The following is a 12,196-nucleotide window of genomic DNA, read 5'->3' as shown; positions in this document are numbered from 1 at the left end:
CCCGCGGTCCCCTTCTCCTCGGTCTGCTGTCGGATAGATGGGTCATGGTGATGGTTGCCTCTCGGTGCGGAGTGTGGTCGACAGGTGAACCTCGACCACACATCGACTTCAATCGAAGTGCTGTTGAGCGATGCTAACGGAGAACTTCCGGTAGCTCAATGACCAAGGCCGATACCGGGCAACCCGCTGCTCGACCAGCTAATCCGAAACACGGCAGCACCCAGTTCGGCACTCGACGGCAAGGCCAGAGTACCGAAACTTTCGGAGAAGATCCGGGACAGACCCGGACACCACGCGCAACCCTGTCAGCGGCACAGTCGCGCTACGGGTCGGCGGTGTCGGCCGCGCCCGGACAATGCGGCATGGACACCAGCCGGCCGGCTGCGACTCGCCCGGCCGCTGTATGGAACTCTGTCAGATGAGCGCCCTGGGAGGAAGCACCTTGACAGACTCGACACCGGTCACCTTGCCCGACGTCCGCGACGCGGCCGCACGGATAGCCGGTGCCGCGCACCGCACCCCCGTGCTGCGCTCGCGCACTCTGGACGCCATGGTCGGCGCCGAGGTCTTCGTCAAGTGCGAGAATCTGCAACGCGTCGGTGCGTTCAAGTTCCGTGGCGCCTACAACACGATCGCGCGACTGTCCCCGGCCCAGCTGGCCCGGGGCATCGCCGCGTACTCGTCCGGCAACCACGCGCAGGCCGTCGCGTTAGCCGCCAGGGAGTTGGGCAGCACCGCAGTGATCGTCATGCCGCAGGACACGCCGGCGGCCAAGACGGCAGCGGTCCGCGGCTACGGGGCCGAGATAATCACCTACGACCGGTACACCGGTGACCGGGTCGCCATCGGTGCGGCGTTGGCCGCCGAACGCGGGCTGACCCTGGTCCCGCCGTACGATCACCCGCACGTCATCGCCGGGCAGGGCACCGCAGCCCTCGAGCTGGTCGAGGAGGTTGGACCGCTCGACGCGCTGCTGGTGCCCGTCGGTGGCGGCGGGCTGGCGGCGGGCACCGCGGTCGCGGCGAAAGGACTGCTGCCCCGGATCCGGGTGGTCGGCGTCGAACCGTCGGCCGGCGACGACACGTTGCGATCGCTGGCCGCCGGCCGGCGGATCACCATCCCGGTGCCGCGCACGATCGCCGACGGCCAGGCCGCCGAGACGCCCGGCGAGCTGACCTTCTCGGTGAACCAGCGGCTGCTCGACGACGTCGTCCTCGTCGACGACGACGAGATCCGGGCGGCGATGCGGTTCGCGTTCGACCGGATGCGGATCGTCGTCGAGCCCAGCGGCGCGACCGGGCTGGCAGCCCTGCTGGCAGGTCGGCCGGTCCCGGCTCCCCGACGGGTCGGTGTGATCGTCTCCGGCGGCAATGTCGACACCCGGCGCTTCATCGACCTGCTGTCCACCGCCGGTTGATCCCAGGCTGGCTGATCCCCAGGCCGTGAACCAGCACGGCCGGCAACCGGCCGCCGGTGAGCTCACCCGACGCGGGTGATGCGGGCCGGTTCCGACCCGACCTACCGTGCACCCAGGACGTCACACGGCGTGAGGAGGCGGGGCCGGATGGTCGACACGGTCGAAGATGCGCTGGAGCGGCTGGCCCGCGACGCAAGCTCCGTCCTGGACCGGCTGCCACCCAGGCTGCGTGGCACCGTTCGCTTCGACGTACAGGAGGAGACCAGGACGACGCACTGGTTTGTCACCCTGGGAACGGGGAAGGTCCGGGTGTCGTCGACGGGGGCCGAGCCGGATTCGATCGTCCGCAGCGAACGGGTCCGCTTCGACCGGTTGGCCCGGGGCGAGGACCGGTTCATCCCCCTGCTGTTCCGCAACGCGGTCGTCGTCGAGGGAGACCTGGGGCTCGCGGACCAGCTCTGCCGGGTCCTTTTCGGCAGTGTCCCGGCCGGGCTGCATCCAAGGGACTTCACTCGGAGGGAGGCCGCCGAGAATGAACGAGAAGACAGTCAGCATCCTGGACGGGAACACCTTCGTGGTGACTGACGAGCGCGGTGACGTGACCGCCTCACCGGACCTGCCGACCGGCCTGTTCTCGTTCGACACGCGCTTCCTGTCCACCTGGGTGCTCCGGATCGACGGCCACCGGTTGAACGCTCTGTCCCAGGACGACCTGCACTTCTTCGAGACCCGGTTCTTCCTCGTACCGGGCCGGCCCACCCACTACATCGACGCCAAGCTGTCCGTCATCCGGGAGCAGTCGATCGGCGCGGCGTTCGTCGAGCGGCTCACCGTGCTCAACCACGACATCGCGCCGGTAACCCTGACCCTGCGAGTCGACATGGACACCGACTTCGCGGACCTGTTCGAGATCAAGGACGTCCAGCACAAGCGCGGCACGAAGTCGGTCCACCACGACGACGGTCGGCTGCGATACAGCTACCGGCGGGAAACCTTTCAGCGGGACACCGTCATCTCCAGCACGCTCCCGGCCCGGATCGACGACGACGGCATGACGTTCGATGTCACCCTGGAGCCGCGCGGTCAGTGGCAGACCGAGATCCGGGTGGAACCAGTGATCAACGGCGGCGACACCGAGTCGCCGACCATCTGGGGAGCCTACCGGCGCCGGGCCCGACCGCAGCTGCGCCAGGAGCTCGAACACTGGGTCGACCAGGCACCGCAGCTTCTCGCTGACAACCCCGCCCTCACCACGGCGTACGAGCGGAGCCTGATCGACCTCGCTGCCATGCGGTACGCCTCGCTGACCGCCACCGGCGCGATACCGACCGCCGGACTGCCCTGGTTCATGACGCTGTTCGGCCGGGACAGCATCTTCATCAGCCTGCAGACCATGCCGTTCTTACCCCAGCTGACCCCCCCGGTGCTACGGCTGCTCGGCTCGTTGCAGGGCGGCAGCCTCGACGACCTACGGGAGGAGGAGCCCGGCAAGATCCTGCACGAATTCCGGTACGGCGAGTCGGCGGCGTTCGAGGAGCAGCCACACACCCCGTACTACGGATCGGCCGACTCCACCCCACTGTTCGTGATCCTGCTCGACGAGTACGAACGGTGGAGCGGCGACACCGAACTGGTCCGCGGACTCGAACGCCAGGCCCGCGCCGCGCTGCACTGGATCGACGAGTACGGGGACCTGGTCGGCAACGGCTACGTCTCCTACTGGCGCCGCAACACCCGCAACGGCCTGGAGAACCAGTGCTGGAAGGACTCCTGGGACGCGATCTCCTACCGCGACGGACGGTTGTCCGCGCTGCCGAGGGCAACCTGCGAGCTGCAGGGCTACGCCTACGACGCCAAGATCCGTGGCGCCCGGCTGGCCCGCCAGTTCTGGAACGACCCGGCGTACGCCGACCGGCTGGAACGGGAGGCCGCCGACCTGAAGCAGCGGTTCAACCGCGACTTCTGGGTGGCCGACGGCGAATACTACGCGCTCGCGCTCGACCCGGACGGTACCCCGGTCGACGCGCTGGCGTCGAACATGGGGCACCTGCTGTGGAGCGGCATCGTCGAGCCGGACCGGGCCGGCAAGGTGGCCGAACACCTGCTCGGACCGGCGATGTTCTCCGGCTGGGGGGTACGGACGTTGGCCGAGACCGAGGCACGGTACAACCCGGTCGGCTATCACGTGGGGTCGGTCTGGCCGTTCGACAACTCGATCATCGCGTGGGGGCTGCGCCGGTACGGGTTCCGGGAGGAGGCCGCCCGGATCGCCGAAGGGATGATCGAGGCGTCCGGGTTCTTCGACGGACGGCTGCCGGAGGCCTTCGCCGGCTACCGGCGCGAGTTGACCGGATACCCGGTCGAGTACCCGACGGCGTGCAGCCCACAGGGCTGGTCGGCGGGGGCGGTCCTGCTGCTGCTGCGTACCATGCTGGATCTCACCCCGTACCAGGACCATCTGGGCGTCGACCCACATCTCCCGCCGTCGATACCTCGGATCGAACTGCTCGACGTACCCGGCCGGTGGGGCCGGGCGGACGCGCTCGGCCGGCGGGCCGAGAGTCATCAGCGGCAGCACACCGGGCTGCTCGCCCGACTCGGACGCACCGACAACGGCTGATTCGGGGCGGTCACGCCCCGAGTCGGGTCATCGGGGGTGACGGGTACGTTCGACGAGTGCCGCACCGCGCCGCGCGGCCGCACCGGCGTCCACCGACAGGTCCGGGTCATCAGCCGGACGCGGCACGCACAGCAGCAACGCCGCCGGCTGGACCGTCACCCGCAGCGTGGCGCCGGGTTCGATCAGGTCGCCGTCGAGCTCGCGGGGTTGGTCGCGGTCACTGACCACCGACACCTCACGCCCCCGGTACACCTGCATCCGCGGCACCCGTCGCCGACCCCGTACCAGCGCCCAGGCCAGCGCGACCCAGTGCCGCAGCGTCCGTGGCGTCAGCACGGCGACGTCGAGCAGACCGTCGTCGGGTTCGGCGTCGGCCAGCAGGGTCATCCCGCCCTGCAACCGGCCGACGTTGGCCACCAGCACGGTGCGGGCCCGGGTCCGTACCGGCGGCTGGTCGTCGATCTGGACCCGCACCGGCACCGGCCGGTCCCGCAGGTGCCGCACGGCGCCGGCAACGTACGCCGGCCAGCCGATCCGCGCCTTGGCCTGCTCGGAGGTGGCGGCCAGCATGCTCGCGTCGAACCCCATGCCGGCCATCACCACGAAGCAGCGCTCGTCGTCGAGCCGACCGACGTCGAGCCGGCGGGTCTGCCGTTCCACCGCGACCTCCAGCCCGGCCGCGAGGTCGGTCGACAGCCCCAGGTTCGCGGCGAGCAGGTTACCGGTGCCGGCCGGCAGGATGGCGAGCGCCACGTCGGTGCCGACCAGGCCGGCGACGCACGACATCACGGTGCCGTCGCCGCCGCAGGCGAACACGACGTCGACCCCGGCCGCGACCGCCTCCCGGGCCTGCGTCCGCCCTGGTTCGGCGGCCGTCGTCTCCAGCCAGATCGGTGCCGCCCAACCGGCTTCGGCCAGGGTCGCGTCGACCGCCGTCCGGAGGTCGTCGAGGTCGGTGACCTTCGTCGGATTGACCACCACGGCGGACCGTACCGGCGCTGTCTGCTTCTGCACCGGCTCAGTGTGGGCCACCGGGGCCGGCGCGGACCAGTCGACGCCGGTCCGCGCCGCCGGTGGGCGGTGTCGCCGTCGGTGGCGGCACCGCCCGACCGGTCAGCCGGTGACCCGGAAGGTGGCGTCGGCGCGTGCCTGCGCGGCGGTGATCGGGTCGAGACGCAGTTGGTAGCCGTAGTGCCGGATGTAGCGGTCCGGGAAGTTGTAGGACTGGAAGGACGACCATCCGGCGTCGGCCAGGCCGGCGACCCGGCGGAAGGTGGCGTCGGCGGCGAAGATCGCCGAGCCGTCGTCGGGTGCCAACTCGAAGTCGTACGCGTAGTGCCGCAGGTAGTGGCCCGGGTAGTTGACCGACTCGATCGAGACGTAGCCCGAGCCGCCGGTCAGGCCGGGCACCAGCCGGAACTGCGCGTCCTGCGCCGGGCTGACGTTGGCGTCGATACGTACGTCGAAGTCGGCGTGCCGCACGTAGCGGTCCGGGTAGTTGTACGACTGGATCCGGTTCACCGGCGTGGTCGCGCCCCAGCGGGCAAGCACCCGGGACTGCTCGGCCGCGGTCAGGTTGAGGATCGATCCGTGCCGCTTGCGGCTGCCGCCCATGCTGTAGTCCGACCGGGTCCGGAAGTTACCCGTGCTGCCCAGGTTGGTCGAGGTGACCGGCAGGTAGCCGCGGCCGGTCGCGTACTGGTCCAGCCAGAGCACCCACTCGTCACGGCCGTTGAACTGGGCCCACATCGGGCCCTCGACCACGTTGCCGCCGCCGGTGCCGTTGGAGATGCCCAGGTGCGACAAATTGCCGAGGGTCGTCCAGTTGCCCAGGATCGAGTTGCTCGCCTCGATGGTGATGTGACCGTCGGCGGACGCCCGGTAGTAGCGGTAGCCGCCGACGCTGTTCGGGACCTCGATGATCTGGGTGTCGATGATGCCCTGGCCGCTGCCCCGGTCGATGTACAGCTGCGGAGCACCGATGGTACGGAAGTCGCTGGTCCGCGCGTACCAGATGCGGTGCTTGGTGATCCCGTTGCGGGCCGAGTTGGTCGCCCAGTAGACGACGTAGTCCCCGGTCGCCGGGTTGTAGATCGCCTCCGGTGCCCAGGCGTTGCCGGCGCCCGCGATACCGCCAGCGACGTTGAGCAGCCACGGCGCCGACCAGTTGACCAGGTCGGTGGACTCCCAGACGACGATCGAGGTGCTGCCCCGGTTGGCGGCGTCGTTCCAGGACGTGCCGCTGGCGATCCGCAGATCGGTGGCGATGATCCAGTACCGGTCGCCGGCCGGTGAGCGGACCAGGACCGGATCCCGTACGCCACGGGTGCCCACTGTGGATAGCAGAACAGGGCTGCCGTTGTTGAGGTCGGTCCAGTGCAGCCCATCGGTGCTGTGCGCCAGATGAATCTGCTCGCCGTTGGCCGTCTCACCGGTGAAGTGGGCCATCAGGTATCCGGTGAACGGATCGAGGGCGGCAGCCGGTCTCGCCGCAGTCATCGACCATGAGGTGAACAGCAGGCAGGCGGCGGCAAGCACCGCGCTGAGCCGGGCAAGGATTCTCGGCATCGGATCTCCTTCTGTTGGAGTTGGTCAGGTCCGGCCAGTGCCGGCGGTCCGCCGCCTACGTGCTGGCGCACGACGTGGCGCTGCCGGGCACCGGACGGCAGCGACGCCGCAGCCGGCAGGTATCCAGCTCCTCTGGTGTTAGCGCTAACACGGCACCCGGCACGATTGCCGCGCGATTGCCGGATTGAATCGACAGTGTTAACTACCTGCAGTCTCGATGTCAATGGGTCGAGGGCCGGCGGCGGATACCCGTGTCCGCCGCTGAGTCGGCCAACGGCTCCCCGGCGCTGCTTAAGCTGGTGCATGCTCGATGAACTCGTCGCACGCGCCCACCGGCTTGTCCCCCGCGACGGCCGGCTCCTCCTCGGCATCACCGGCTGCCCGGCGGCGGGCAAGTCGACGCTGGCGGCGCTGCTGGTCGCCGGGCTGCGGCAGGTCGGGGTCCCGGCGGCGCTGGTGCCGATGGACGGCTTCCACCTGTCCGACGCGGCACTGGACCGGCTCGGCCGACGCGACCGCAAGGGTGCCATCGACACCTTCGACGGCGACGGTTACCTCGCCCTGCTGCACCGGCTGCGGACCGAACGACACCGGACCGTCTGGGCGCCGGGTTTCGAACGCGACCTCGAACAACCGGTGGCCGGCACAATCGCGGTGGACCCACCGGTGCGGCTGGTCGTCACCGAAGGAAACTACCTGCTCGCGGACACAGAGCCTTGGCCGGCGGTACGTGCGCTGCTGGCCGAGGTGTGGTTCTGCCAACTCGACGACGACGTACGGCGGGACCGTCTCACCCGCCGGCACGTCGAATTCGGCAAGTCACCCGCCGCCGCCCGCGCCTGGGTGGCCACCGTCGACGACCCGAACGCCCGGTTGATCGGGGCCGGCCGGGACCGAGCCGACCTCGTCGTCGACATGACCACATTGGGGCCGGCCGACGGCAACACTCCGCGCCCGGTTGACCGGCCCCGGACCGGCGGGCGCTAGCAGCACGGCCGACCGCCGCGCTCTAGCAGCACGGCTGCCCGCCGCGCCGGTCCGGCGGGTCCTCGGCTCTGCCGGAGGACGGGACGGCCGCCGGGACGTCCGCCCGGGCCAGCAGAAACAACGGGAGCAGCACCGCCGCACCGGCGCTGACCGCCAAGACCGGATACCCGACGGTGCCGAGCACCATTCCGGCACCGACACTGGCCACCGCCGAGGCACCCCAGGCGACCGCGTCCACGCCGCCTTGGACGTGCTGGCGATCGGCGAGTGTCAACGACTGGGCGAGCAGGCCGCTGCCGCCGACGAAGGTGAGGTTCCAGCCGGAACCGAGCAGGAACAGTGCGACGTACAGCTGCGCGCTCGCCGCCGCCGGCACCAACGCGACCATCGTGGACAGGGCGATCAACCCGATGCCGGCGAGGATCGCCGTCCGTGCCCCGAATCGGTCGACGATGTGCCCGGACAGCGGCGCCAGCAGGAACATGCCGAGCAGGTGTGCGCTGACCACCGCACCTACCGCGCCGAGGCCGTGACCGTGCATGTCCATGTGCAACGGCGTCATCGTCATCACGGCGACCATCGACACCTGGCCGGCGGTCATCGACACCACCGCCGTACGGACCACCGGCCGTCGCCACACTCCGGCCGACACGGCACCGGGCCCCGGGTCACCACGCCGCGTGCCGGCCCGGGTGGTCGGCAGGGTCGCCGACGCCGCTACCGCGGCACCCGCACCGACCAACGCCAGGAAGTACGGCCCGGCGAGCGGCGGCAGCCCCAGCCCCGTAGAGAACCGCGCGAGTGGCGCGATCAGGTTCGGCCCGGCCAACGCACCGACCGTACCCGCCCAGACGACGACGCCGACCGCGAAACCCTTGCGGTCGGGCGGGTACAGGTCCGCCGCGCAGTACCGGGACAGCTGCGCTGCGCCGTTGCCGACACCGAGCAGCAGCATGCCGACCATCAGCGGGCCCGCCGCGTCGGCCAGCACGGCACCGCCCGCGACGACCGCACCGATGACCGCGACCAGGTAGCCCAGCACGAGCGCGGCACGGCTGCCACGTCTGGCCAGCACAGCGGCCAGCGTCAGGGTGCCGACGGCGGAGCCGACGATCCCGGCCGCGTTCGGTATGCCGCTCCACAGCGGGCTGAGCAACTGCGCCCCGACGAGGGTGCTCACCGTGCTCGCACCGACCATCGACACGTGGGTCACCGCCGCGCCGGTGAACAACGCGACCATCGGACGGTGCCGGGTCCGGCGGGCCTCGACCGCTGCGGGCACCATGGTCAGCCGGGGCTCTCGACGACGATGCCCCTGGGCGCTGGCACAGACATGCGTTGACCTCTTCTGCGAGACGCCGGCTGTCGCGGGACGTTGTCAAGATTCTTTACGGCTGGCGGCTGCGGGGCTTCTCCGGCGTTGCCCGGGCCGACGTGTCGGGCGCAGACGACGGGCGGGCCATCGGGGTCGCCGATGGCCCGCCCTGCGCGGTGCCGGCCGGCTCACGGCGTACCGCAGCCGGAAGTGCCCGGGTCAGAGGTGTCAGTTCGGGGCGTGGACTCCGGCCGCCGCGTAGTCCTTGATGGATCCCCGAACGTACATCTCGCTGCCCGTGTTACCGGTGGAGTACTGTTCGATGGAGCCGGGGAACGGCGTGGTGGAGGCGTTGCGTCCGTACACGTCGGTGTAGACCGTGGATGGACCGCTGTTGCGCACCGAGAAGGTGCCGGGCCGGTACTCGCGCAGGGTGCCCTTGAACGGTGAGCGCGGATCGTTCCAGCCGACCTGTTGGCCGGTCTGCTGAGTCACCTGCCGAGCCTCGGCGCAATAGTCGCCACCGGCCAGGTCCGTGTAGCACAGGTCCACGATCCGGCCCATCCTGTTCGGCAGGCTCGGGTCGTAGTACCGGGACGGGTTGACGACGTAGAACAGCGGCGCGAGGTGAAAGTCCAGCCCGGAGCCTGTCACCTGCACGTCGGAGAACCAGAAGTCGTCCATGTCGGAAACCGTGAACGGCACCGGGTTGGGGTAGAGCGGGTCGAAGTGGGTACGGCCCTCCCGGATCGCGTCGATACAGCCGGTCTCGGCGATCAGCCGGCCCAACGATCGGGTGTCCGACGGCGAGTCCGCCGGCACCGGAGGTGCGACATTGATGAACGGGCGGCCGAAGCCGGGGCATTCGCTGGGGCTGAAGCCGCCGGGTCGACCGAGCGGGATCATCGCGTTGTACCGGGCCTCGGTGACCGGGCCGCCGTTGCTCCCGACGCAGCGCTGGTTGAACAGCAGCTCGTGGACGTTGTTGGTGAACGCGTCCGGCGAGTGGGTGCCCTGGTGGAATTTCAGCAGAACGTCGCAGACGGCGATCGTGGGCCCCTGCGGCGGGAAGAAGCTGGTGCCGTTGTCGCCCTGGATGACATTGCTGTTGTTCACCACCAGCACCTTGTGCCCGACGTGGTCCTCGTGGCGGTGACTGTGGTCGGGCATGTTGTCCAGCATGACCTCGCTGGTGTAGCCGAAGGCGGGCCAGCCGGCGGTGCCGTACAGGTCCGAGGCCCGCGGATCGTCACCGTGTTCGTGACCGAAGTAGCAGCCGCTCGGGTCCCGGGTCGGGTGCTAGGTCGGGTAGACCTTGCCGTCGGGGCCGTAGGTCCAGTACCGGGCGTGGATCTCGACCGAGCACTCCCCGGCCCGCGGCAGGTAGCCCTTCTCGTTGGCGGTGGCGATCAGTTCGTACGCCCGGCTCCTGGGCGCGCTCGCCGGCGGCAACGCCGTACCCCAGGTCGGGTCGCCGGGTGGCATCGTCGGCGGTGCGGTGGTCGGCGGTGGACTGGACGGCGGTGCGGTCGTGGACGGTGGGGTGGTGGGGTCGGCCGGCGATCCGGTGCAGGTGGTGCCGTTGAGCGCGAAGCTGGTCGGCGCGGTGTTGCTGCCGTTCCACGACCCGTTGAAGCCGAACGAGGTGGTCGCCCCGGTGGCGATGCTGCCGTTGTAGCTGGCGTTGCGGGCGGTGACCTGTCCACCGCTCTGCGACACCGTGGCGTTCCACGCCTGGGTGATCTGCTGACCGTTGCCGTAGCTCCAGGTCAGCGTCCACGAGCTGACTGGGTCGCCGAGGTTGGTGACGGCCACGTTGGCGGTGAAGCCACCCGGCCACTGCGAGGCGACGGAGTAGGTGACGCCGCATCCGACGGCAGCGTACGCGGCCGTGACGGCCACTCCGCTTCCGGCGATGACGGCTGTCACGGTCGCGGCTGACCACAGCCGGGACCGGTACCGGTGTAAGCGCATGTGCTGGCTCTCCTCCACTGACGTGCGGACGGATCGACAGGGCGCGCTGTCACCTACGGTCGACCACCCCGGGCGGCCTGGAGCGCGAGGTGTCCCGGTGTGGCGCGGCACGGGTGGCACCGGGCAGCGCGGCGTGGTGGATCGCCCGAAGGGAAGACAGCGAACGCACCATCAATAGATGTTCATAGATGTTACGCCCGGTGCACCCCCTGTCAACTGGATGCACTGGCGCCAATCGATGTAGGCTTGATCATCTTTGGAGCTGCCGAACCTCGCCTACCCGTTCTCGGTCCCGCGCAGACCGAACGCGTGGGCAAGCTGCGCGCCGCTATCGACGACGACGCCCTCGGCCGCGAGCTCAGAGCCCTTCCGGCGCCCCGGGTACGGGCACTCACCCCGGATATCTGTGCCGCACTGGACATCGACCTGCGGAACCGTTTCACGGCGGCGGGATGGACGGCGCGGCTCGATCACTTCCACGCGCGGGGTGTCGCCCAGTGGGGGCCGAGTGGGCGGTACGAGGATGTCCTGACCGGCACCGACATCGACGGCGTCAACATCGTCGCCGTCAAGGAGGGCGTGCTCTCCGACGCGGTCCTGGTCCTCGCCCACCACGACACGGTCCCGGGCACCGGCGGCGCCGACGACAACGGCACCGGCGTGGTCGGGCTGCTGGAGCTGGCCCGCCTGCTGGGTGCGGCGCGATTCCGCCGGACGGTGCTACTCGTCGCGGTCGACCACGAGGAGCTCGGCTTTCACGGTGCCCGTCACCTGGTGCGGCAGATGTCGGTCGCCAGGCGGAAGGTGGTCGGTGCCTACGTGTTCGAGATGCTCGGATTCGCCAGCACCGAGCCGGGCAGCCAACATTTGCCGCGCGGGCTCGACCTGCTCTATCCCGGGCAGATCCGCCGGATCCGGCGCAACGGGCAGCGAGCGGACTTCGCCGCAGTGCTCTACCAGCGGTCCAGCCGGACGATGGCGGCCCTGTTCGCGGCCGCGCTGACCCAGCTGAACGGCCCGACCGGCACCGTCCTGCTCCGTGCACCCACCGACCTGCCGGTGCTGGGGCCGCTGCTCGGCCGCTTCGTGCCGTTCACCCAGCACTTCGCGCGCAGCGACCATCTGCCGTTCTGGGACGCCGGTCTACCCGCGGTCCAGATCACCGACACGGCCAACTTCCGTAACCCGCACTACCACCGGGCCGGCGATCTCCCCGACACGGTGAGCATGCAGCAGGTGGCGGACGTGGTCGCAGCCACCGCCCTGGCCGTGGAGATCCTGGCGGAGCGGCTCGACTAGTCGCAACGCCGCTCGG

10 protein-coding genes are annotated in these 12,196 nt (G+C 70.1%); 5 read left to right on the top strand and 5 right to left on the bottom strand.

Annotation, left to right across the window (positions count from 1 at the left end; all coding sequences use genetic code 11):
• Nucleotides 1-442 precede the first annotated feature (442 nt).
• The 3 genes from O7553_RS10950 (at nt 443) to O7553_RS10940 (ending at nt 4,037) form a co-directional block, all read left to right on the top strand.
• Nucleotides 443-1,417, top strand: coding sequence for a threo-3-hydroxy-L-aspartate ammonia-lyase (locus O7553_RS10950; RefSeq protein ID WP_281554689.1), 975 nt, complete (start codon nt 443-445; stop codon nt 1,415-1,417).
• Nucleotides 1,418-1,564: 147 nt separating this feature from the next.
• A complete protein-coding gene (locus O7553_RS10945; RefSeq protein WP_281554688.1) occupies nt 1,565-2,002 on the top strand; it encodes an SCP2 sterol-binding domain-containing protein in 438 nt (145 codons plus the stop codon).
• Nucleotides 1,950-4,037 carry a glycogen debranching N-terminal domain-containing protein gene (locus tag O7553_RS10940; RefSeq protein ID WP_281554687.1) on the top strand — a complete coding sequence of 696 codons (2,088 nt, stop codon included), beginning with the start codon at nt 1,950-1,952 and terminating at the stop codon, nt 4,035-4,037. The genes O7553_RS10945 and O7553_RS10940 overlap by 53 nt, the downstream gene beginning before the upstream one ends.
• Nucleotides 4,038-4,064: 27 nt before the next feature.
• On the opposite strand, the gene O7553_RS10935 is transcribed toward O7553_RS10940, so the two are convergent.
• Both O7553_RS10935 and O7553_RS10930 read right to left on the bottom strand, forming a co-directional pair.
• Nucleotides 4,065-5,051 carry a diacylglycerol kinase family protein gene (locus tag O7553_RS10935; protein ID WP_281554686.1) on the bottom strand — a complete coding sequence of 329 codons (987 nt, stop codon included), beginning with the start codon at nt 5,049-5,051 and terminating at the stop codon, nt 4,065-4,067.
• A gap of 99 nt (nt 5,052-5,150) precedes the next feature.
• Nucleotides 5,151-6,605, bottom strand: coding sequence for a glycoside hydrolase family 43 protein (locus O7553_RS10930; protein ID WP_281554685.1), 1,455 nt, complete (start codon nt 6,603-6,605; stop codon nt 5,151-5,153).
• Nucleotides 6,606-6,908: 303 nt separating this feature from the next.
• On the opposite strand from O7553_RS10930, the gene O7553_RS10925 reads away from it, so the two are divergent.
• Nucleotides 6,909-7,592, top strand: coding sequence for a nucleoside/nucleotide kinase family protein (locus O7553_RS10925; protein ID WP_281554684.1), 684 nt, complete (start codon nt 6,909-6,911; stop codon nt 7,590-7,592).
• A gap of 22 nt (nt 7,593-7,614) precedes the next feature.
• Here the strand turns inward: O7553_RS10925 and O7553_RS10920 are convergent, their stop codons facing one another.
• From O7553_RS10920 to O7553_RS10910, 3 genes are all read right to left on the bottom strand, one after another.
• A complete protein-coding gene (locus O7553_RS10920; protein ID WP_281554683.1) occupies nt 7,615-8,877 on the bottom strand; it encodes an MFS transporter in 1,263 nt (420 codons plus the stop codon).
• Nucleotides 8,878-9,135: 258 nt separating this feature from the next.
• Nucleotides 9,136-10,077: a hypothetical protein gene (locus O7553_RS10915; RefSeq protein ID WP_281554682.1), complete on the bottom strand. Its 942-nt coding sequence runs from the start codon at nt 10,075-10,077 to the stop codon at nt 9,136-9,138.
• 129 nt (nt 10,078-10,206) lie between these two features.
• Nucleotides 10,207-10,881, bottom strand: coding sequence for a cellulose-binding domain-containing protein (locus O7553_RS10910; RefSeq protein WP_348650081.1), 675 nt, complete (start codon nt 10,879-10,881; stop codon nt 10,207-10,209).
• A 309-nt stretch (nt 10,882-11,190) separates the two neighbouring features.
• Between O7553_RS10910 and O7553_RS10905 the strand changes: the two genes are divergently transcribed.
• Nucleotides 11,191-12,180, top strand: a complete 990-nt coding sequence (locus O7553_RS10905) for a M20/M25/M40 family metallo-hydrolase (protein WP_281554681.1) — start codon at nt 11,191-11,193, stop codon at nt 12,178-12,180.
• Nucleotides 12,181-12,196: the final 16 nt, after the last annotated feature.

It is taken from the genome of Solwaraspora sp. WMMA2059, from assembly GCF_027497315.1.
GTDB lineage: Bacteria > Actinomycetota > Actinomycetes > Mycobacteriales > Micromonosporaceae > Micromonospora_E.
This window is presented reverse-complemented; position numbering and strand designations above follow the sequence as displayed.